Raw genomic sequence first — 20,321 nt, forward strand, 5'->3', positions numbered from 1 at the left:
GGCTCAGGGGTAGACGATCTCGAGCGTGCCGGAACCGTTGATGTGCACCACGTCACGCAAGTCCAGGGTTTGCATCGGCGCCAGGTAAGTCTTGATACGCATCGTGCCGGTCAGGGTCTGCAGGGCGACTGGCCCTGTGGTAACGCCGGTTTTGTCGGTAAAGCCCATGATGCTGTTGGCCGCCATGGGGATTTGCCTCGCGGTGGAACTGCTCCATGCCACGCCATTGCTGGTGGAGTCGGTGCGGTACAAGGTGGGGAAGGCATCGGCGCTGAATTCGGCCGGGTCGATGGTCAGGTAAAAGCGCCCGATCTTGTTGCGGCTGGCATCCAGGTCCAGCCCGTAGGCCGTTTCATCGGTGCCGCCCGTGGCCGAACCGTCGCGGTTGTCCTTCATGCGCAGGGCGAAGCGGATGGGCGCGTCGCAGGTCACGTTCAGGCGCAAGGTGCGGGTGGGCAGCGGTGTTTCAGTGCTGGCGTTGAGGTCTTTGGCGTACAGGGTGCCGTAGTCCACCACGCCTTGGTCGGACAAGCTCGGCAGGCAGGCGATAGGCGCGAAGTGCGCGCGCAGTGTCAGTTCCCGGTAGCGCCCGTGGCGCGGGCCATACAGCATGCCGGCGACTTCCCAGGTGGTCGCATCGCGTACTTGGGTGGCGGCAGGGTCGGCCCAGGCGCGCAGGGTCAATTGCAGCGCCAGGGTTTTTCCGCTGAGCACCACGCCCCTTTCCACCGGTGCGATGCCGTGGTCGGGTCGCCATTGCATGACGCTGCCGGTGGCTACGGGCGCCTGCCCCACGGCGGGCAGCACACCCAGCTCCACCGCGCGGCCGTCGAGCAGCCCATTCCCGACTTCAATGGCGTAGCTACCGTGCTCGGTAAACTGCCAGCGCTGTGGGTTGGCAGCTTGCGCTCGGTAGAACAGGCTGAGGTCTTCGGCCTGGGGGCAACTGACGGTCACACTCAGTCGACGCTCGCCGAGCAGGCGTTGTGGTGCGCTGTCGTTCTGGGCCAGGCGGCTCATCAGGCCCAAATCGAGCAAGGGTTCACTGACGTTCAGTTGGCATTCTTCAAAAGCCTGGGCTGTGCCGGCGACGCCGACCAACAGCCCCAGGCACAGTTGACGCAAACAGCTTGCAAGGGGCATGGCGGGAATCCTCAAGGTGCGTGACAGCGTGCGGGGGCCGTTTCGAAGTACACCGAGGGGTCGGCTTTTTCCGGCAGCGAATAACGCAATTGGCAACGACTGCCCTGGGGCGTGGTTATCCACAGCGTCGATTGGCCCAGCACATTGGGTAGAAATACTTGGCTGCCGTCCTGCACCAGGGTGATGAACTCACCCTCGGCACTGCTGACCGAGGCACCCGCCGGCAGCGGTGCGCCCTGGTCGTTGCTGACGGTGAGCAGCAGGCGGCGGGTCAGGCCGACGCCGAACTCGACGCGGTCCACGGCGCCGCGGCCGGACGAAATCATGGCCAGGCCGTTGTTGATATCGGCGTTGCGCGGCAATGAACGCGTTTGCACTTCCACCGGGCTGCGCCCGTAGGCGGCGACCTGCGGCACCACAGCCTGGCCTTGCCAGTCGGTCCACACCGGGCCGCTGGGGGTGCTGAGCTTGATGCCGCTCATGTCGCCGACCGACACCAGCGCGAAGGTGTCGCGCACCGGGTAGGGGGAAAAGGTCATACCGTCGCCATGCAGCACCACACCGCCGCGCGCACCGCCTTGATAGCTGGAACGCTCGGCGTCGGAGCGGCTGTAGCTGAGGTCTAGCTGGCTGTAGCGTGGCAGCGCGGAGATGCCCAGGGTGGTTTCCACTTGATGGTCGCTGCTGTCGTGTTCGGCGCTGACGCGGTAGCTGAGTTGGTCGTCGATCTGTTCAGTGATGCCCAGGCCGGTGCGGTTTTCGCCGCCGGAATTGCGCACCCAGCTGCGCAGCCGACGGCTCTCGCCCAGCGGTACGCTGATATTCAGGTACACCGCGTTGTCCTGCTGCTGGTCGCCGCCCATTTGCCACTCGGCGCTGGCCGACAACGACACCGCACCGATGCTCGTGCCCCAGGAGGCCAGCGCCCGGCTGCTGCTGTCGCCGGCAAAATTGGCCGAGCGCGAAACCCCGGCGCTGAACGCACCCAGACGTGGATGGGACCAGCCCAGGTTGAGGCTTTGCTGGTCGCGGTAGCGCGAATCCCGGTTGTTGTCGTCGCGCGCGTAAGTGCTTTCTTCAAGCTCGCGATAGCCGATGCTGCGCCAGGAATTGGCGGCGCTGATCGACCACTGCTCACCCAGGCGCTGGGACCACGACAGATCGGTCTGTACCCCGGAGACTTTGTCTTGCGCCTGGCTGTTGGACACTTGCGTGGACAGCTGGATCTGGCTGTCCAGCCACGGCAGCCAGCCCAGGCTGGCGCCCACCGAGCGGTATTCACTGGCCGCCAGCACGCCCGTGCCGAGGGTCAATTGCGGGTGCAGGGCGCCGGTCCAGCCGCCACTGACTACCCACGGATCCTCGCCTTTGGCATCGCCCACATTACGCACTCGGCCCGCTGCCACGGAGTAACCCGGGGCTGGCAACCCAAGCCCGAGCATGGCCGCTGGCACGGTGAAGCGTCGTTCACCGCCGACGCTCTCCTTGACCGTGACTTCAACGTCCGAGCGCGTGTTCAAGCGACGCACATCGGTGAGGGTAAAGGGCCCGGCGGGCACCACGGTGGAATGAATCAACGCGCCGTTCTGGCGAACCTCGACCTGGGCCGGGCTGTTGGCGATGCCCTGGATCAGCGCGCCCTGGCCCTGTTCTTGAAGGGCGTGCTCGGTGAGCACCTGCACGCCGGTGATCTGCGCGCCGGACAGCACCGGGTTGTACAGGTTGATTTGCCCGGCTTGCAGCACCGCCTGGTGGCTGGCGAAGGTGCGTTGGGCATAGGCTTGCAAATGGGTGCTGCGTGACAGGCCATCCTGCCAGGTCTGCACCTGGCGGCTGCGCACGATCCAGTCGCCGGCATTGAATCCCACCTCGGTATTGGCCGAGCCAAACCGGCTGGCGTCATCGCCGAAGCGGTTGTAGAAGCCGCTGAGGTCGTAGTTGAGCAGGCCGGCAAACCCGCCGGTTTCGTAGCCGGAGATATCCTGCTGCACGGGGCGCAGGGCGTCGGTGGGCACCACCAGCGACACCGTCAGTGTCGCCGGGTCTGGTTCCACCAGGGTTTGCGGGTAGCGCGCAAGAAAATCATAGCAGCCCTCGATTTCACCGGGCGGCATCAGATTGGCGGCGTCCAGCAAGGCGCGGTCAAAGCACAGATTGCCTTGCTGATCGAAGTTCACCGCCAGCCGGCCACGGCGCTGGCCGTTGACGCGCAGGTTGACGGTGTGTTGCCCGGCCGCGTAACGCGGTGCGGAGAGCAACAGGCTGGCCAACTGTGGGTCGATACCACGTTGTTGCAAGGTCTGGGCATCGAAGCCGGACGGGCTGGAATCTTCGGCGCACACCTTGGCCGGTATGAGCGCACACAGCAGCAACGCCAGCACCAGGGCAGGGCTGGCAGAGGGAGCGGGCACGGCTTCGCCGTCACGGTAACTCAATACTGTTTTCACGCAAGGTACTCGAATAGTGAACGCGCAGCCCTTGTGGGCCGGGCGTTCTGGTGACGATCAACAAGCCGTCACTTCGTTACTCAGGCGGCGCAGGGGGGACGCCGCCTGGGGTGTTCCGTCAGAAGCTGATTGGTGCGTCGTAAGCCTTGACCGCGAACCCGTACACCGTGGCCGGCTGCAGCCTGACTGTCTTGGCCTGGCTGCTGCTGGCCGGCACGCTCAAGGCTTCGCCGGGCAGCACATACGTACGCGGCAGCAGGGCCTTGCCGTCGCCTGGCAGCAGTAACAACTCCTGCGCGAGACGCACCACATAGGGCGTGTCGTTGCGCACCTGCAACTGGCCTTCGCGCAATGTCCAGGTCAGGTCGGTCCAGGGCGTACGGTTGGGCGCCAGGCCCTTGGGGTGCACGATCACCGGCAGGTTCTGGCGCACGGTCACGCCCACGCGGGCATGCCCGGCGGCTGTGGCGGCGCGGCCTTGGGGCATGCCTTCGAACACCGCGCGTTTAAGCCGCTGGGTCAGTAACGGTTGCTGGTTTTGCAGAATGAAACGCACCAGCTGGGATTTGGACGCTTCGACGCGTGACAGCGGCGGTGTCACCACCAGCAGCGGTTCGGTGTCTTCCGGAATGTCCTGCAAGGTCACATGCAACAGGGCGAGTTGGCTGTCGGTGTTGGTCACCGACACGGCCGCTTCGCCTTCGGCCTCGTGCACGATCACCACGGAGGTGTCCGGGACCATGCCGTCGGCTTTAACCTGGTCGCCGAGCATCAAGAGCAAGGCAATCAGGCCGACAGCGGTGTTTGAGAATGTCGTCGTCATGACGGGTTTCCATTAGCCAATAAAGAGGGGCGGTCAGAGGTAGCGCAGGTCCAGGACGATGGCGCCGTCGAGCGGGACTTCCTGGTCCAGGGTCAGGTACTGGGAAAAGTTGATGGCGGTGCTCACCTGAACCTGGACGGTCAGTTGGCCGATGAAGTCCGGTTGACGGTCGCCGACTGGCGCAAAGGCCATGTAGGTGCGGGGGTAGGCATTGGGCTCCTGGGACCAGGTTTCACCGTTGTCGCTGGACGCCATTACCTGCATGGCCTGCGCATCGCCCACCGCGTTGCGATAGGCCAGCGCCACAGAACCCAGGCGCTCTTCGGGGACGTGGATATTCCTGCCCAGCCCGTAGAAATAATCTGGGGCCGACGAGGAGTCGGCGCGCTCGTCAATGCCCACCAACGCAAACAGCATGGGCCTGGCGCACTGCACACGCAGGTCGAGCGTCTGGATGGGCAGCACGGTGAACTCGTCGGCGTTGAGGCTGTGGGCAGGAATCTTGCCGTGATCGACGGTGCCGTCATTGGTCAGCTCGATATGGCAGGCGTCCGGGGTGACCCGGCCGGTAACCGTAAGGTCGACAGCCGACGCTGCGTGGGCATCGGTCATCGCGGCCAGGCCAAGCACCATGACCACATTTCGCCCCCATGCCATCAGCACGAGCAACGCCAGACGCCGCCCATGCCTGCCACTATTCAAGGACGGGGCGGCCATGGGTCAGAGGTACTTCACTTCAAGGGTGGCGGAGCCGTCGATGGTGACTTCGTTGCTGAGGTCCATCCCGGCAGTGCCCATGATGAAGGTGTTTACTTGCAGATCGACCAGCAGGTCTTTGACAGGTAACGGCTGGCTGTCGTCATCCATTGCGGCGACCGACATGTATAGGCCTGAATCCCAGAACTTTTCTTTAAACCAGGTATTACCTTGGTCGTACGATGCAATGGGTTGCACCACTACACCATCCTCTGCCAGTGGATTGGCCAGCGTGAGGTTGTATCCCCCGAGCTTCTGGGTGTCATTGATAAAGCCCAGGCCGTAATTCGAACCGATACTTGAGGAGGCACGGTTATCGATCGAGTGCAGGGCGAACTTGATTGGCGCGTCGCAATTGACGGCTAGGATCAGGGTATGGTTGCCAATGACTGTCGGGTTGTCCGGTTTCAGATCCTTGGCGGAGATCTTGCCATGGTCGATCACTCCCCCACCGGACAGGCTCGGTGTGCAGGCGCTGGGCACGATCAGGCCTTTGACAGTCAGGTCCACGCTGGAGGCGGCGAAGGTGTTGGCCGAGTGAAGCAGCAGCACGCTGGCGGCCAGGGTGGTCAATCGGGTTTTCATCGGGAGGCTCCTTAGAGGTAATTGACTTGCACAGTGGCGTGGCCGTCGATGGGCACTTCGTCGGTCAGCGTCAGGTTGCTGGCGGGGGCGATGTGGGTAATCAGGCGTATTTCGGCGTCCAACGCCTGGATCGCAATCGGCGCCAGGCCGTCGCTGTCGGCGACGGCCGTCAACAAGGTGTGGCTGAGCATCACCGAGGGGATCCAGGTCACGCCGCCATCCCGGGAGGTGATGGTGCGTACCGGGATGCCATCGGCCACCGGGCTATACAGGCCAAGCCCGGCATCGCCGACTTTTTCATCACTGGGCGTCATCCCCAGGCCGTGCCAGCTGAAGTGGCTGGCGGCAGTGCCCGCACGGTTGTCGATGGTGTTCAGGGTGAAAATGGTCGGCCCTTCGCAACGCACACTCAGCAGCAGGGTTTCCCTGGGCAGGTCGGTGTAGGTGTCGGCATTGAGGTCTTTGACCGACACCTTGCCGAAGTCGACGGTGCCGCCGCCGGAGACCACGGGCGCGCAGGCGCTGGGGGTGATGACCCCTTTGACCGTCAAGTCCTGGCTACTGGCGGCCCATACCGGGCCGGCGCCGATCAGCAACAATGTCGCGGTGAGGGTAGTGAGGGGGCTAACCATGGGTCACGTCCTGTGGGTGGGTTGGCGGTTACAGGTATTTCACTTCAAGGGTGGCGGAGCCGTTGATCGGCACTTCTGTGCTCAGGTCCATGCCGGCAGTGGGAGCGATCACGGTTTGCACCAGCAGGTCTGCCGTGACCTGCTGGACCGGGGAGGGTGCCCAACTGCCGGAGGAGCGATCGCCAAACGAAGCGTGGGAGGTAATCGGCCAGGCGTCACCTGGGTAACTTTCATGCCAGGTGAGACCGTTATCCACAGATTCAATTGTGGAGATCACCGCGCCGTCAGCCATAGCATTACTTAGCGCCAGTAGGTATTCGCCCAATTTCTTGTCGCCAACCAAATCCAAGCCATAGCTGTTTCGTGAGTCAAACGCGTTACCGATATTATCGATGCCCTTTAGAGCCAACAGGGTTGGCGCATCACAGGTAATCGCCAGTTGCAGGGTGTGGTTGTCCAGCATTGTCCAGTGGTCGGGCTTCAAATCCTTGGCTGCGACTTTGCCGTGGTCGACGAGGCCGCCGCTGGAAAGGCTGGGCGCACAGGCGCTGGGCGTGATCAGGCCCTTGACGGTCAGGTCTACGCTGCTGGCAGCGCACACGGCGTTGGACAGGGCGAGCAGCAGGGCACCGCCCAGCAGGGGCATGCAGGTTTTCATGTGGGAGGCGTCCATTTACAGGTACTTGACTTCAAAGGTCGCGGAACCGTCGATCGCGACTTCGTCGGTCAATGTCAGGTCTTTTGCGGGATTAATCGTCGCTTCGAGCGTGACATCCATGACCGCGTCCTTGATAGGGTGAGGCGCCCAACCGCTGTCGCCCCGACTGCCCAGCGCCACCAGTACGTGGGGGCCAATGACTTCGTCAGACAGCAGCGTCACCCAGAACCCGTCAGCGTTGTACATGGCCAACAGGGTGGAGGGGGTTTCGGCCACCGGGTTGGTGAACGCCAGCAGATACCGCCCCAGCTTCTGGTTTTCGTTGGTCATGCCCAGGCCAAAGTAAAACCTGTTAACCGCAGAGCCGGCTCGATTGTCGATGGGCTGGATGGCAAACAGCGTTGCTGCATCGCAGTTCACGCTCAGTGGCACGGTCTTGCGTTCAAGCAAGGTACCGGTGTCGATATTCAGGTCTTTTGCCGCGATTTTTCCGAAGTCGATATCACCTGGCAGGCTTGGTGTACAAGCGCTGGGCGTGATCAACCCTTTGACACTCAGGTCGACGCTGCTGGCGGCAAACACCGAGGATGTCATGGTGAGCAGCAGGGCACTGCTCAACAGGGATACAGGGGTTTTCATTTCCAATTGTTCCATTGCAGTCTGGCAGATAGAGACGCGTACAGGTCAGCGCTCGGCCCTGTGTGGGCGAGTGGTTGGCGTGGTGGCGTTCTCACTGTTTTTTTGCGTTGCCGGGAAGTGGCAAACCGTCCCTCTTTTGGGGTGGGCACAATTTAGCGAGGGGGCTTTGAGGGGGAAATACAACTAATACGACATTGGCGGGTTGTGCTGTAAACGCGGTGCGGGACGGTAGATTTTCGCGGCGTTTTTCGTAGTTGTTGTATCGGCGTAAAGCCATTCGAAAGGTTATAGGTTGAAAGCCGATAACAATCAAAAGGGTGCGCCTGGCATTGCTGTATCAGTGCCCCGGATGGCTGCCGAATTAATCACCACGAAGAGGTACTGATGGGTTCGCCAGGAGGTTCAACCGCAGGAGCGAGCCGGACAGTCAAACCGCCTTTTTCTCCCCCGCCTCATTGGCAGTACTTGAATGTTCTGGTCGTGGAGGATCATTCAGCCTATCGCCTGTTGCTGGGTTGGTTGTTGCAAAAACTGGGGCTCGGACACGCGTTGGCCACCGATGGCTTTATGGGATTGGACGCTTTTACCAACCGGCCCTTCGACCTGGTGATCAGTGATTGCCGGATGCCCTTCATGGACGGTTACAGCATGGCCCGTGCGATTCGCCAGCATGAGCGCGAGCACGGGTTGAAGCGGGTGCCCATCATTGCCTTGACCGCCAACCTGCAAAACGACAGCCCCCAACGTTGCTGCAAGGCCGGCATGGATGCCTGGCTGCTCAAACCCCTGACCCTTGAACAACTGCACGCCGTGCTGGTGCGCTGGTTACCGGGCGGGGAAGGCCGTTCTGTCGAGCCATACGCTGCTGCTGCGGTGGCGAACTGGCCCACCCGAGCCACGCTTGTGACCACGTTTGGCAGCGATCTGGTCGTCGACCAAATGCTGGAAACCCTGTTGATGGAGGCCTGGGAAGACCAGCGGGTGTTACGTCATGCCCGTATGACGTTGAACGCGCCATTGACCGCCGAGCGTCTGCATCGGCTGGTGGGCAGCCTGGTATTTCTGGGCGGCACGGGGTTGGAATCCAGTGCCGTGAGCTTGATCGAGCAGGTCCAGGCCGAGGGTGTCGCTACGCATAAGGCGCAACTGGAAGTGTTTGAAGCACGGCTGTGCGCTTATCTGGAGTATCTGTCTGAGTTGTGAAGAATGCTGTTGCAGAGCGTTATACCTGGTCGTTGGTCTAAGTTTGGCTGTAGGTATTTTCCTATTGTGTTGTAGTCCAAAAAACAGCCACTACTGAACATTGGGTTCGGCCGCAAGCGCCTCTTTGTTAGCAGTTGTTGATGATCGCAGGCAGAGGTATTTTGCGCGGATTCAAGTTGCCATCATTCGTGGGTGCCTATGCTTCGAGTAATTATTGCTGACGATCACCCTATTGTCCGGGTCGGACAGAAAGTTGTGATCGAGGCGAATGGCAAGTGCAAAGTGGTCGGTGAGGCCGACGGTCCCGATCAGTTACTCGACGTGCTCAGTCGCACGCCGTGCGACGTACTGGTCACGGACTTCGCCATGCCAGGCGGCCAGCAGGCCGATGGCTACTGCTTGTTGGGCCTGTTGCAGCGCCAGTATCCGCAGTTGCCGGTGGTACTGGTCACCATGTTCGCCAACGTCGCCACGTTACGCGCAGCCTTTGCCCACGGCGCCAGGGCAGTGGTCGCCAAAAGTGCTTCGGCCAAGGAGTTGCCCTTGGCGATCAAGGCGGTGTGTGCTGGCCAGACCTTCGCCAGTGAATGCCTGCGGGTGCAACTGGTGGAAGCCGGCACTGGCGATCAATCCCAGGAGCCGCAGTTGTCCGGCAAGGAACGCGAAGTGGTGCGCATGCTGGCCAGCGGCATGACCGTCAGCCAGATTGCAGCCCAGGTCAACCGCAGCATCTCCACCATCAGCAAGCAAAAAAGCACGGCGATGCAGCGCCTGAGTATTTCCACCGACGTTGACTTGTTCGCTTATGCCCGCAGTACCGGGATAGCGCCGTAGCGCGCTTATTTGCGTGGCGAATGACAGTAGCCATGACGGCCTGGGCGGCTTATCGTGCGCCTACTCTTTTGACGCCTGCGGAGCCTGCCCATGAGTGATGCCCATAATGCCCTGATCAGCCAGTTCTACAGCGCCTTCCAGCGTCTGGATGCCGAGGCCATGGTAGCCTGCTACAGCGATGACGTGGTGTTCAGCGACCCGGCCTTTGGTGAACTGCGAGGCCGTGACGCAGGGGACATGTGGCGCATGCTCACCACCCGTGCCAAGGACTTTTCGTTGACCTTCGACCAGGTGCGCAGCGACGAGCGCACCGGCAGTGCGCATTGGGTGGCCACCTACCTGTTCAGCACAACCGGCAATACGGTGGTCAACGATATCCAGGCGCGTTTTGTGCTGCGCGACGGCAAGATCTGCGAGCACCACGACCACTTCGACCTGTGGCGCTGGTCGCGCCAGGCGTTGGGCACCAAGGGCCTGCTGTTGGGCTGGACGCCGCTGGTACGCAATGCCGTACGCGCCCAGGCGAACAAAGGCCTGAAGGCATTCCAGGCCAGTCGTTGATAAACTGCGCGCCCCTTTTGCCTTGCCGAACCTGTCCGTGAGTACGCCTGAACCCAAGCCTTGGTATGTCTACCTGGTGCGCGCCGCCAATGGCGCGCTGTATTGCGGCATCAGCAACGACCCGGTGCGCCGGTTCGCTTCGCACCAAAGCGGCAAGGGCGCGCGGTTTTTTCTGTCCAGCCCCGCAGTGGCGCTGGTGTACACCGAGCAATGCGCGAGCAAGGGTGAGGCGCTGCGCCAGGAGCGCCTGATCAAAAAGTTGAAGAAGAGCGCCAAGGAATGCCTGGCCGCAAATGGCTCATCACTCTGACTGATAGGTTCCCATCACGCAGTCAGGACCGTTTGCGCGGTAATCTGCGTGCTCATTCGCCAAGCGGAAATCCGTATGTCTGAGCTCATCCTGCACCATTACCCGACCTCACCCTTTGCGGAAAAAGCGCGGCTGTTGCTGGGCTTTAAAGGCCTGTCCTGGCATTCCGTACACATCTCGCCGGTGATGCCCAAGCCCGACTTGACGGCCTTGACCGGCGGCTACCGCAAAACTCCGGTGCTGCAGGTGGGAGCGGATATCTATTGCGACACCGCCCTGATCGCTCGCCGCCTGGAGCAGGAAAAATCCTCGCCGGCCCTGTTTCCGCTGGGCCAGGAAATGATCACCCAGACCTTCGCCACCTGGGCCGACAGCGTGGTGTTCGCCCATGCCGTCAGCCTGGTGTTCCAGCCCGAATCGGTGGCGGTGCGCTTTGGCAAGTTACCGCCCGAGGCCATCAAGGCCTTTATCGCTGACCGCGCCGCGCTGTTCAGTGGCGGCACGGCGAGCAAGCTCCCGGCTGAACTGGCCAAGCACCAATGGCCGGCGATCATGGCGCGGTTGGAGCAACAGTTGCAGCGCGAGTCCGGCGACTTTCTGTTCGGCGCGCCGTCGATTGCCGACTTTGCCTTGGCCCACTCGCTTTGGTTCCTCAAGGCCACGCCGGTCACCGCGCCGCTGGTGGATGCTTACCCGGCCGTGCTGGCCTGGCTGGGGCGCGTGCTGGGTTTTGGTCATGGAACCGCCAGTCAGATGACCGCGGAGCAGGCTTTGGATATCGCGCGCAATGCTACACCGGCACCTTTGCCGGATGAGGTGTTCGAGGATTTGAACGGCTTTAAGGTGGGTCAGGAGGTGACCATTGCGGCTATCGACTATGGCGTTGATCCGGTGGCTGGCGAGTTGCTGTTCGCTGGGCGTGAAGAGCTGATCCTGCGTCGCACGGATGAGCGTGGTGGTACGGTGCATGTGCATTTCCCGCGCTGGGGGTTTCGTATCCAGGGCATCGCTGCCTGAAGGGTGAACGAATCACCCCTGTAGGCACTACGTGGCCAGTGGGGGAGTTGGCTTGCCTGCGATGGCGGCCTGACAGCCGACACCTATCTACCTGATACCCCACGATCCAACTGTGGGAGCGGGCTTGCTCGCGAAGGCTGCCTGGCAGTCAACACGGTTGGATTGTGTGCATATCCATTGCTGCGGTAACGGCTACTTAGGGTTCCGCCCTGACGGCGGCTCACTTTTGAAAAGCGCAAAAGTAAGCAAAACGCTCTTGCCCCACCACTCGGCACCTCGCTTAGGCTCGGTGTGCCCGTAATCCGCCAGTGATTTGGGGGGCCGCCGCCACGCGCCATCCATGGCGCGGGGCGGCTAAACCGGCATCCCTGCCGGTTTACCCCCCAAATCCCTGTCGAATTCCGGCCAGCGTGGTTTGACGGGGCGCTTAAGATCAAAAGCAGATCAAGATCAAGAGCGGCTCGCTTCGCATCGTGGTTACCGTTTTTGGCAGCCACGAAAATTGTGTAGATACCTATGCTGCGATAGCGGTGGTTCAGTTAAAGATTGATTGACTGACACTCCGCATTCGCGGGCAAGCCCGCTCCCACAGGGGATCTGTGCCATATGCTGATTTTGTGGGCACGCAGTAAATAAAAAATAATTGCCAGCAGAGGTGAGGTAAATCGCCGGCCCATCCGTGTAGTGCATGAAACTGCGATCAATTCGCATTAACAGCGTTTTCTACACGGGTGCTCACAGCATGAAATCGACGGCGGGCGGTTGGGTCAAACAGTGGCTGGGAGCCTCGGTATTCACGGTGTCGGGGTTGGCCCTGCTGCCTTTGGCCTTGGCACAGGCGCAGGAGCAGCACAGCGCCCAGTTCAATTTTGCCCTGGCGGCCAAGCCGTTGCCCCAGGCGTTGAGTGATTTCAGCCGGGTTACCGGGCTCAGTGTGATCTACACCGATGAAGCGCCCTACGGCATCAACGCCCCGGCGGTCAGTGGGCAGATGAGCGCGACCCAGGCCCTGCAACGTCTGCTGGGCCGTTCCGGTTTCACCTTTCGCCAGATCGACGCCCGTACTCTGGCGCTGGAACCGGTGCCCACCGATGGCGCGGTCAATCTGGGCGCTACCACCATCAGCGGCATCGACTTGACCCAAGCCAGCACCAGCTACCAGCCACCGCCCACCAGTTCGGTGATGCGCTCCCGTGGCTTGCTGCTGGAAACCCCGCAAACCGTGAATGTGGTGCCCGCCCAAGTATTGCGCGATCAACAGCCGCGTAACCTGGATGACGCCCTGGGCAATATCAGTGGTATTACCCAGTCCAACACCCTCGGCAGCACCCAGGACGCGGTGATGCTGCGTGGCTTTGGCGACAACCGTAATGGCTCGATCATGAAAGACGGCATGCCGGTGGTGCAGGGCCGGGCGTTGAACGCCACCGCTGATCGTGTCGAAGTGCTCAAGGGGCCGTCTTCGCTGCTGTACGGCATCCAGGACCCGGGTGGCGTGGTCAATATCGTCAGCAAAAAGCCTGAGCTGGTGCAGTCCACGGCTCTGACCGCGCGTGGTTCAACCTTCGGCAGCGGCAAGAACGGCAGCGGCGGCAGCCTTGACAGCACCGGCCCCCTCGGTGATAGCGGCTTGGCCTATCGCCTGATCGTGGATCATGAAGACGAAGACTACTGGCGCAACTACGGTACCCATCGCGAGACGCTGGTGGCGCCGTCTCTGGCCTGGTACGGCGATACCACCCAGGTGGTTGTCGCCTATGAGCACCGCGAGTTTCTCTCGCCCTTTGACCGTGGCACTGCCATCGACCCCAAGACCCGCCACCCGCTGAACATCCCCGCGACCCGCCGTCTGGATGAGCCGTTCAACAATATGGAAGGGCGCTCCGACCTGTATCGCCTGACCGTCGACCACGACCTGAATGACGACTGGAAAGCCCACTTCGGCTACAGCTGGAACCGCGAAACCTACGACGCCAGCCAGGTGCGCGTGGTCAAGGTCAACCCCAACGGCACCTTGACCCGCAGCATGGATGGCACGCAGGGCGCGCTGACCACCGACCGTTTCGCAACCGCAAGCCTTGAAGGCAAGCTGAATGTGGCGGGTATGCAACACGACCTGGTGTTCGGCCTGGACGACGAGTACCGCAAGATCTACCGCGCCGACCTGATCCGCCAGGCACCGCGCGGTGTCTTCAATTACAACAACCCGGTGTACGGCAACGAAGTGGCAGGCTCCAACGTCAGCGCGCCGGACAGCAACCAGACGGACCTGCTGCGCAGCAACTCGCTGTTCTTCCAGGATGCGATTCATCTCAACGACCAGTGGATTCTGGTCGGTGGGGCGCGCTATCAAATGTACGACCAATACGCTGGCAAAGGCGTGCCGTTCACCGCCAACACCGATGGCAACGGCCAGAAATGGGTGCCGCGGGCCGGGCTGGTGTACCGCTACACCGATGAACTGTCGTTCTACGGCAGCTACACCGAGTCGTTCAAACCCAACTCCACCATCGCGCCGCTGGCCAACAAAACCGTGCTGGATGGCAGCCTCGACCCTGAAGAATCCAAGGCCTGGGAGCTGGGCACCAAGTTCGACCTGCCGGGGCGTATCACCGCCAGTGCGGCGTTGTTCAACATCGACAAACGCAACGTGCTGGTCCAGGTGGGCGAGGGGCTAACCTCGGTCTACAGCGTGGCGGGCAAGGTGCGCTCCCGTGGCCTGGAGCTGGATGCCAGCGGGCAATTGACCGACAAGTGGAGCCTGATCGGCAGCTATGCCTACACCGATGCCGAGGTCACCGACGACCCGACGCTCAAAGGCAAGCGCCTGCAGAACGTGGCGAAAAACACCGGCTCGCTGTCGGCGGTGTATGACTTCGGCACTCTTCTGGGTGGCGATCAACTGCGGGTCGGCGCCGGTGCGCGTTATGTGGGCGAGCGGGCCGGAGATGCGGCCAACAGTTTTGAGCTGCCGAGCTATACCGTGGCGGATGTATTTGCCAGCTACGACACGCAACTTGATGGGCAGAAGGTCAAGTTTCAGCTCAATGTGAAGAACCTGTTCGACCGGACCTATTACACCTCTTCGGTGAATACGCAGTTCGTGTCCATTGGCGATGCGCGGCAGGTGTCGGTCTCAAGCACGTTGACCTTCTGATTCCGGGTTGGTGGCATTCTTCTGTGGGAGCTGGCTTGCCTGCGATGGTCATAGGGATTTAACAACTCTGAAGCTATCGACGGTAACCACGATGCGAAGCGAGTCGCTCTTGATCTTGATCTGCTTTTGATCTTAGGCGCCCCGTTAAACCACGCTGGCCGGAATTCGACAGGGATTTGGGGGGTAAACCGGCAGGGATGCCGGTTTAGCCGCCCCGCGCCATGGATGGCGCGTGGCGGCGGCCCCCCGAATCACTGGCGGATTACGGGCACACCGAGCCTAGGCGAGGTGCCGAGTGGTGGGGCAAGAGCGTTTTGCTTACTTTTGCGCTTTTCAAAAGTGAGCCGCCGTCAGGGCGGAACCCTAAGCGGCCGTTACCTAAATAACGGATATATACCCGATCCAACTGTGTTAGCTGCCAGGCCGTCTTCGCGAGCAAGCCCGCTCCCACAGTTGGACCGTGGGGTGTCAGGTAGTAGGCGTCGGCTGGCAGGCCGCCATCGCAGGCAAGCCAGCTCCCACAGGAAAGCGGAGAGCATTCAGTGCCCTCGCCACATTGATAGCGAGCTGTTAGCGTTGCCGCCATTGCGGGCTTATGGAAAACGCTACTGATGCACTTTGGAAAATGGTTTCACACCAGCACCCTGCTGGTCGGCTTGAGTTTTTTGCTGGGCGGCTGCGCCAGCGTCTCCCAAACCTCCACCCCGGCAACCCTGGATAAGCTGTTGAGCGACCCGGCGCTGCAAGGCGCCACGGTCTCGCTGATGGTACGTGACGCCCGCACAGGCACCACGCTGTATCAGCACAACCCACGCACTCGGCTGGTGCCCGCGTCCAACCTCAAGCTGTTGACCACGGCGGCGGCCATGGATGTGTTGGGGCCGCACTACCGCTTCGCCACCCAACTGCTGAGCAATGGCATACGCCAGGGCGACCGGCTGACTGGCAACCTGTACCTGCGTGGCTTGGGCGACCCGAGTATTCAGTTTGCCGACTACCAGGTGCTGGCCGCGCAGTTGGCCAGCCAGGGCGTGCGCCAGGTGCAGGGTGACCTGGTGTTCGACGACACCTGGTTCGATGCCGAGCGGCTGGGCGTGGACTGGTCCCATGATGATGAAACCACCTACTACGGCGCGCAGATTTCAGCGTTGACCGTGGCGCCCAATACCGACTTTGATGCCGGCAGCGTGCTGGTCACCGCCAAGGCGCCGTTGCGCGTCGGCTCGCCGGTCGGCGTGGAGATCTTCCCGCCCACCGATTACCTGCAACTGAGTAACCGCGCCGTCAGCGGGCCGGGTAACAGCTATGGGATCAACCGTCGCCATGGCACCAACCTGCTGCAACTCAGCGGCGCGGTGGCACCGGGCCGGCAGAGCCAGCAACTGCTCAGCGTGTGGGAGCCCACGCAACTGGTGGCCAACCTGTTTGAGCAAGCCTTGGCGCAACAGGGCATCAAGGTGTTGGGGCGTCGGGTGATGGGCGGGGCGAGTCCCGCTGGGGTGACGGTGTTGGCCGAACACCAATCGGCGCCGTTGCAGGAACTGATCGTGCCGCTGCTCAAGCTCTCGAACAACGCCATGTCCGAAGCCTTGCTCAAGGCCATGGGCCGCCAGACGGCCAACAATGGCACGGCGGCGGCGGGCGCCGTGGCGGTGGCCGGCTTCCTCCAGCGCCAGGGGTTGGACACCAGCACTTTGAGCCAAGTGGACGGCTCCGGCCTGTCGCGGCGTAACCTGGTGTCGTCGCAAACCCTCACCGACCTGCTGCTGGCGGCCAGCAAACAGCCGTGGTTCGACGCCTGGTACAACGCGCTGCCGGTTGCCGGCAATGCCGACCGCATGACCGGCGGCAGCCTGGGTTACCGCCTGCGCGGCACGGCTGCGGAAAATAACCTGCATGCCAAGACCGGCTCCATGGCCGGCGTGTCGTCATTGAGTGGTTACATCACCGATGCTCACGGGCGCAAGCTGGTGTTCGCGATGTTGACCAACAACTATGTGGTCGCTGGCGCGCAGGTAAAAGCCGTGGAAAACCGCGTCGCCGTTGCCCTGTCCCGTAGCGACGATTGATTCAGGGCTGATAGCCCATGCGCCAACTCACGGCCCGGGTCGCCGCCAGCAAGCGCTGCGCCGCCGGGCCATCTTCATCGGCATGGAACAGTGAGGTCGGGCCGACCACGGTCATCACCGCCGCGACGTGCCCGACCGCATTGAACACCGGCGCTGATAATGCATCCACGCCAGGCATCAACAGCCCATGCACAAAGTGCAGGCCGCGGCTGCGGATTTGCTCGCACACGCTGGCATAGGCCTGATCGTCCGCCAAGGCGTGGGCGGTGCCGGCTCGAACCTCGCGCTCGCGCAGCTCCACGGTTTCCCGCGACGGCAGGTAGGCGCTGAACACCAGCCCGGTGGACGAACTGAGCAGCGGTAATACCGAGCCCAATTGCGTCACCACGGTGACGGCACGCACCGCTGGCTCGATGTGCACCACCGTCGCGCCCTGGTTGCCCCACACTGCCAGAAAGCAGGTTTCATTCAATTCATCGCGCAGCTCGGCCAGGGGCAGGGCGCCGACCTTCAACACATCCAGGCTGCCCAGTGCCGCCAACCCTACACGCAACGCTTCGCGGCCCAGGCCGTAATGGTTGGTGGCGCTGTTCTGTTCGGCAAAACCCGAAGCGATCAGGGCCTGCAAATAGCGGTGCACCTTGCTCGCCGGCATCTGCACATGTTCGGCCAGGCGTGACAACGAGGTGGCCGGCGACAGTTCGGCCAGGGCCTTGAGGATATCGGTGCCGACTTCCGCCGAGCGGACTTTCTGTTTACCGGTGTCGCGGGGCTTTTCCATGGAAGGGCGAGAATCCGAGAGATGAATGGGCGTCTTTATAGCTTGACGGTCGAGAGTGATCAAATTACGTTATGCGTAACTGGATTACGATAAATACAACTGACCCTCAGAGGACGATCCATGAACCTCGAATACCTGTCGGGCTTCGGCAATGAATTCGCCAGCGAAGCCTTGCCCGGCGCGCTGCCGGTCGGCCAGAACTCGCCGCAAAAAGCCCCGTACGGGCTCTACACCGAGCTGTTTTCCGGCACCGCCTTCACCATGGCTCGCAGCGAAGCCCGTCGCACTTGGCTGTACCGCATCCAGCCGTCGGCCAACCACCCGGCATTCGCCAAGCTTGCGCGGCAATTGGCCGGTGGCCCGCTGGGCGCGGTGACGCCGAACCGCTTGCGCTGGAACCCGCTGGATATCCCGAGTGAGCCGACGGACTTTATCGACGGCCTGGTGGGCATGGTTGCCAATTCGGGGGCGGAGAACCCTGCGGGCATCAGCATCTATAACTACCGCGCCAACCGCTCCATGGAGCGCGTGTTCTTCAATGCCGACGGCGAACTGCTGATCGTCCCTGAGCAGGGCCGCCTGCGCATCGCCACCGAGTTGGGGGTGCTGGACGTCGAGCCGCTGGAAATCGTGGTGCTGCCCCGTGGTCTCAAGTTCCGTGTCGAACTGCTGGACGCGCAAGCTCGCGGCTACGTCGCTGAGAACCACGGCGCCCCGCTGCGCCTGCCCGACCTGGGCCCTATCGGCAGCAACGGCCTGGCCAACCCACGCGACTTTCTTACGCCGATTGCTCACTACGAAGACCTCAAGCAACCGACCACGCTGGTACAGAAATTCCTCGGTGAACTATGGGCCTGCGAGCTGGACCACTCACCGCTCAACGTGGTCGCCTGGCACGGCAACAATGTGCCGTACAAATACGACCTGCGCCTTTTCAACACCATTGGCACGGTGAGTTTCGATCACCCGGACCCGTCGATCTTCACAGTATTGACCTCGCCTACCAGCGTGCACGGCCTGGCCAACCTCGACTTCGTGATTTTCCCGCCACGCTGGATGGTGGCCGAGAACACCTTCCGTCCGCCATGGTTTCACCGCAATCTGATGAACGAATACATGGGCCTGATCCAGGGCGCCTACGACGCCAAGGCCGAAGGCTTCCTGCCGGGCGGCGCATCGCTGCACAGTTGCATGAGCGCCCACGGCCCGGATGGCGAGACCTGCACCAAGGCCATCAACGCCGACCTGGCGCCGCACAAGATCGATAACACCATGGCGTTCATGTTCGAGACCAGCCAAGTGCTGCGCCCGACCCAGTTCGCCCTGGAGTGCCCGCAACTGCAACCTGCTTACGACGCGTGCTGGGCCGCGCTGCCCGCCACCTTCAACCCGAACCGGAGATAACCCATGACTCAACCAACGCAGACCCGCAGCTGGGTATCCTCGGCCAACGGCCACGCGGATTTCCCCCTGCAGAACTTGCCCCTGGGCGTGTTCAGTATCAATGGCTCGGCACCGCGCAGTGGCGTGGCGATTGGCGATGCGATTCTCGACTTGCATGCCGCGCTGGACGCGTTTGAAGGTCAAGCCCGGCGCGCCGTCGAAGCCACTGCGGGTGGGCAGTTGAACACGTTTTTTGAGCTGGGCCGTGGCCCCCGCGTTGCCCTGCGCGAGCGCCTGCTGGAACTGCTGGCCGAAGGCAGCAAGCTGCAAACCCGCGAGGCGCAAGTGCTGCACCGTGCCGCCGATTGCCAGATGCACCTGCCGGCCAAGATCAATGACTACACCGACTTCTACGTCGGCATCGAGCATGCGCAAAACGTCGGCAAATTGTTCCGCCCCGATAACCCGCTGCTGCCGAACTACAAGTACGTGCCCATTGGCTACCACGGCCGTGCCTCGACCATTCGCCCCTCGGGTACAGAGGTGCGACGCCCTAAAGGCCAGACCCTGCCGGCCGGCCAGACCGAGCCGACCTTTGGCCCATGCGCGCGCCTGGACTATGAGTTGGAGCTGGGCATCTGGATCGGCCAGGGCAATGCCATAGGCGATGCGATTGCCATTGGCGATGCCGCCGAGCATATCGCTGGTTTCTGCCTGCTCAACGACTGGTCGGCGCGGGATATCCAGGCCTGGGAGTACCAGCCGCTGGGGCCGTTTTTGTCGAAAAGCTTTATTACCAGCATCTCGCCGTGGGTCGTCACCGCCGAAGCTTTGGAACCTTTCCGCAAGGCCCAGCCGGCACGTCCAGAGGGTGATCCTCAACCGCTGCCCTACCTGCTGGACAAGCGCGATCAGAACGCGGGCGCCTTTGATATCGAGCTGGAAGTGCTGCTCACCACGGCTTCGATGCGTGAACAAAACCTGCCCGCCCATCGCCTGACCCTGAGCAACACCGAGCATATGTACTGGACCGTGGCACAAATGGTGGCGCACCACAGCGTCAACGGCTGCCAGTTGCAGGCCGGTGACCTGTTTGGGTCGGGCACCTTGTCTGGCCCGCAGCCGGGGCAGTTCGGCAGCCTGCTGGAGATTACCGAAGGCGGTAAAAAGCCGATTGAATTGGCTTCCGGTGAGGTGCGTAAATTCCTCGAGGATGGCGACGAAATCATCTTGCGTGCCCGTTGCAGCCGCGAGGGCTTTACCTCCATCGGCTTCGGCGAATGCCGCGGTACCGTGGTCGCGGCGCGCTGAGAGGGCAGGGCC

18 protein-coding genes are annotated in these 20,321 nt (G+C 62.1%); 9 read left to right on the plus strand and 9 right to left on the minus strand.

All coding sequences use genetic code 11. The features are described 5' to 3' along the window. Nucleotides 1–3 precede the first annotated feature (3 nt). The 8 genes from N2A98_RS05280 to N2A98_RS05315 all read right to left on the minus strand — a co-directional run bounded on the left by N2A98_RS05280 (nt 4) and on the right by N2A98_RS05315 (nt 7,683). Nucleotides 4–1,143 carry a DUF1120 domain-containing protein gene (locus N2A98_RS05280; RefSeq protein ID WP_275623105.1) on the minus strand — a complete coding sequence of 380 codons (1,140 nt, stop codon included), beginning with the start codon at nt 1,141–1,143 and terminating at the stop codon, nt 4–6. An 11-nt stretch (nt 1,144–1,154) separates the two neighbouring features. After that, nucleotides 1,155–3,590 carry a fimbria/pilus outer membrane usher protein gene (locus tag N2A98_RS05285; RefSeq protein WP_177345131.1) on the minus strand — a complete coding sequence of 812 codons (2,436 nt, stop codon included), beginning with the start codon at nt 3,588–3,590 and terminating at the stop codon, nt 1,155–1,157. A gap of 118 nt (nt 3,591–3,708) precedes the next feature. Continuing rightward, entirely contained in the window at nt 3,709–4,413 is a 705-nt protein-coding gene (locus N2A98_RS05290; protein WP_275623106.1) for a fimbria/pilus chaperone family protein, read from the minus strand. Nucleotides 4,414–4,446: 33 nt separating this feature from the next. After that, entirely contained in the window at nt 4,447–5,130 is a 684-nt protein-coding gene (locus N2A98_RS05295; RefSeq protein ID WP_044271994.1) for a DUF1120 domain-containing protein, read from the minus strand. A 3-nt stretch (nt 5,131–5,133) separates the two neighbouring features. Then, nucleotides 5,134–5,754 (minus strand): DUF1120 domain-containing protein, encoded by a 621-nt coding sequence (locus N2A98_RS05300; RefSeq protein ID WP_125969558.1) that lies wholly within the window; start codon nt 5,752–5,754, stop codon nt 5,134–5,136. A gap of 11 nt (nt 5,755–5,765) precedes the next feature. After that, nucleotides 5,766–6,386 (minus strand): DUF1120 domain-containing protein, encoded by a 621-nt coding sequence (locus N2A98_RS05305; protein WP_044271998.1) that lies wholly within the window; start codon nt 6,384–6,386, stop codon nt 5,766–5,768. Between the two features lie 28 nt (nt 6,387–6,414). After that, nucleotides 6,415–7,044 carry a DUF1120 domain-containing protein gene (locus tag N2A98_RS05310; protein ID WP_078802551.1) on the minus strand — a complete coding sequence of 210 codons (630 nt, stop codon included), beginning with the start codon at nt 7,042–7,044 and terminating at the stop codon, nt 6,415–6,417. A 15-nt stretch (nt 7,045–7,059) separates the two neighbouring features. After that, the gene (locus N2A98_RS05315) at nt 7,060–7,683 is read right to left on the minus strand and encodes a DUF1120 domain-containing protein (protein ID WP_032893448.1); all 624 of its coding nucleotides are present in this window, start codon (nt 7,681–7,683) and stop codon (nt 7,060–7,062) included. Nucleotides 7,684–8,067: 384 nt separating this feature from the next. Here N2A98_RS05315 and N2A98_RS05320 point away from each other — a divergent pair, with 384 nt between their 5' ends. From N2A98_RS05320 to dacB, 7 genes are all read left to right on the plus strand, one after another. Further along, complete coding sequence (locus tag N2A98_RS05320; protein ID WP_275623107.1) at nt 8,068–8,886, plus strand: response regulator; 819 nt, start codon at nt 8,068–8,070, stop codon at nt 8,884–8,886. A gap of 198 nt (nt 8,887–9,084) precedes the next feature. Beyond that, a complete protein-coding gene (locus N2A98_RS05325; protein WP_032893444.1) occupies nt 9,085–9,720 on the plus strand; it encodes a response regulator transcription factor in 636 nt (211 codons plus the stop codon). A gap of 90 nt (nt 9,721–9,810) precedes the next feature. Further along, the gene (locus N2A98_RS05330) at nt 9,811–10,281 is read left to right on the plus strand and encodes a nuclear transport factor 2 family protein (RefSeq protein WP_078466475.1); all 471 of its coding nucleotides are present in this window, start codon (nt 9,811–9,813) and stop codon (nt 10,279–10,281) included. A 37-nt stretch (nt 10,282–10,318) separates the two neighbouring features. Then, on the plus strand, nt 10,319–10,591 hold the full coding sequence (locus N2A98_RS05335) for a GIY-YIG nuclease family protein (protein ID WP_032897605.1): 273 nt from the start codon (nt 10,319–10,321) through the stop codon (nt 10,589–10,591). A 75-nt stretch (nt 10,592–10,666) separates the two neighbouring features. Continuing rightward, nucleotides 10,667–11,608 (plus strand): glutathione S-transferase family protein, encoded by a 942-nt coding sequence (locus N2A98_RS05340; RefSeq protein ID WP_098949501.1) that lies wholly within the window; start codon nt 10,667–10,669, stop codon nt 11,606–11,608. Nucleotides 11,609–12,350: 742 nt separating this feature from the next. After that, nucleotides 12,351–14,765, plus strand: a complete 2,415-nt coding sequence (locus tag N2A98_RS05345) for a TonB-dependent receptor (RefSeq protein WP_275623108.1) — start codon at nt 12,351–12,353, stop codon at nt 14,763–14,765. 611 nt (nt 14,766–15,376) lie between these two features. Then, complete coding sequence (dacB, locus tag N2A98_RS05350) at nt 15,377–16,834, plus strand: D-alanyl-D-alanine carboxypeptidase/D-alanyl-D-alanine-endopeptidase (protein WP_275623109.1); 1,458 nt, start codon at nt 15,377–15,379, stop codon at nt 16,832–16,834. A gap of 1 nt (nt 16,835) precedes the next feature. On the opposite strand, the gene N2A98_RS05355 is transcribed toward dacB, so the two are convergent. After that, nucleotides 16,836–17,615 (minus strand): IclR family transcriptional regulator, encoded by a 780-nt coding sequence (locus tag N2A98_RS05355; protein ID WP_044272010.1) that lies wholly within the window; start codon nt 17,613–17,615, stop codon nt 16,836–16,838. A gap of 120 nt (nt 17,616–17,735) precedes the next feature. Here N2A98_RS05355 and hmgA point away from each other — a divergent pair, with 120 nt between their 5' ends. Continuing rightward, nucleotides 17,736–19,019, plus strand: a complete 1,284-nt coding sequence (hmgA, locus tag N2A98_RS05360; RefSeq protein ID WP_275623110.1) for a homogentisate 1,2-dioxygenase — start codon at nt 17,736–17,738, stop codon at nt 19,017–19,019. Between the two features lie 3 nt (nt 19,020–19,022). Next, nucleotides 19,023–20,309, plus strand: coding sequence for a fumarylacetoacetase (gene fahA, locus N2A98_RS05365; RefSeq protein WP_275623111.1), 1,287 nt, complete (start codon nt 19,023–19,025; stop codon nt 20,307–20,309). Nucleotides 20,310–20,321: the final 12 nt, after the last annotated feature.

It is taken from the genome of Pseudomonas sp. FJ2-5-13, assembly GCF_029201605.1.
GTDB classification, from domain to species: Bacteria; Pseudomonadota; Gammaproteobacteria; order Pseudomonadales; family Pseudomonadaceae; genus Aquipseudomonas; species Aquipseudomonas lactis.

What these genes read in the sequence shown, in the direction of transcription:
- N2A98_RS05280 (WP_275623105.1), bottom strand. Translation starts at nt 1,143, where the DNA reads ATGCCCCTTGCAAGCTGTTTGCGTCAACTGTGCCTGGGGCTGTTGGTC.
- N2A98_RS05290 (WP_275623106.1), bottom strand. Translation starts at nt 4,413, where the DNA reads ATGACGACGACATTCTCAAACACCGCTGTCGGCCTGATTGCCTTGCTC.
- N2A98_RS05295 (WP_044271994.1), bottom strand. Translation starts at nt 5,130, where the DNA reads ATGGCCGCCCCGTCCTTGAATAGTGGCAGGCATGGGCGGCGTCTGGCG.
- N2A98_RS05300 (WP_125969558.1), bottom strand. Translation starts at nt 5,754, where the DNA reads ATGAAAACCCGATTGACCACCCTGGCCGCCAGCGTGCTGCTGCTTCAC.
- N2A98_RS05305 (WP_044271998.1), bottom strand. Translation starts at nt 6,386, where the DNA reads ATGGTTAGCCCCCTCACTACCCTCACCGCGACATTGTTGCTGATCGGC.
- N2A98_RS05310 (WP_078802551.1), bottom strand. Translation starts at nt 7,044, where the DNA reads ATGAAAACCTGCATGCCCCTGCTGGGCGGTGCCCTGCTGCTCGCCCTG.
- N2A98_RS05315 (WP_032893448.1), bottom strand. Translation starts at nt 7,683, where the DNA reads ATGAAAACCCCTGTATCCCTGTTGAGCAGTGCCCTGCTGCTCACCATG.
- N2A98_RS05320 (WP_275623107.1), top strand. Translation starts at nt 8,068, where the DNA reads ATGGGTTCGCCAGGAGGTTCAACCGCAGGAGCGAGCCGGACAGTCAAA.
- N2A98_RS05325 (WP_032893444.1), top strand. Translation starts at nt 9,085, where the DNA reads ATGCTTCGAGTAATTATTGCTGACGATCACCCTATTGTCCGGGTCGGA.
- N2A98_RS05330 (WP_078466475.1), top strand. Translation starts at nt 9,811, where the DNA reads ATGAGTGATGCCCATAATGCCCTGATCAGCCAGTTCTACAGCGCCTTC.
- N2A98_RS05340 (WP_098949501.1), top strand. Translation starts at nt 10,667, where the DNA reads ATGTCTGAGCTCATCCTGCACCATTACCCGACCTCACCCTTTGCGGAA.
- N2A98_RS05345 (WP_275623108.1), top strand. Translation starts at nt 12,351, where the DNA reads ATGAAATCGACGGCGGGCGGTTGGGTCAAACAGTGGCTGGGAGCCTCG.
- dacB (WP_275623109.1), top strand. Translation starts at nt 15,377, where the DNA reads ATGCACTTTGGAAAATGGTTTCACACCAGCACCCTGCTGGTCGGCTTG.
- N2A98_RS05355 (WP_044272010.1), bottom strand. Translation starts at nt 17,615, where the DNA reads ATGGAAAAGCCCCGCGACACCGGTAAACAGAAAGTCCGCTCGGCGGAA.
- hmgA (WP_275623110.1), top strand. Translation starts at nt 17,736, where the DNA reads ATGAACCTCGAATACCTGTCGGGCTTCGGCAATGAATTCGCCAGCGAA.
- fahA (WP_275623111.1), top strand. Translation starts at nt 19,023, where the DNA reads ATGACTCAACCAACGCAGACCCGCAGCTGGGTATCCTCGGCCAACGGC.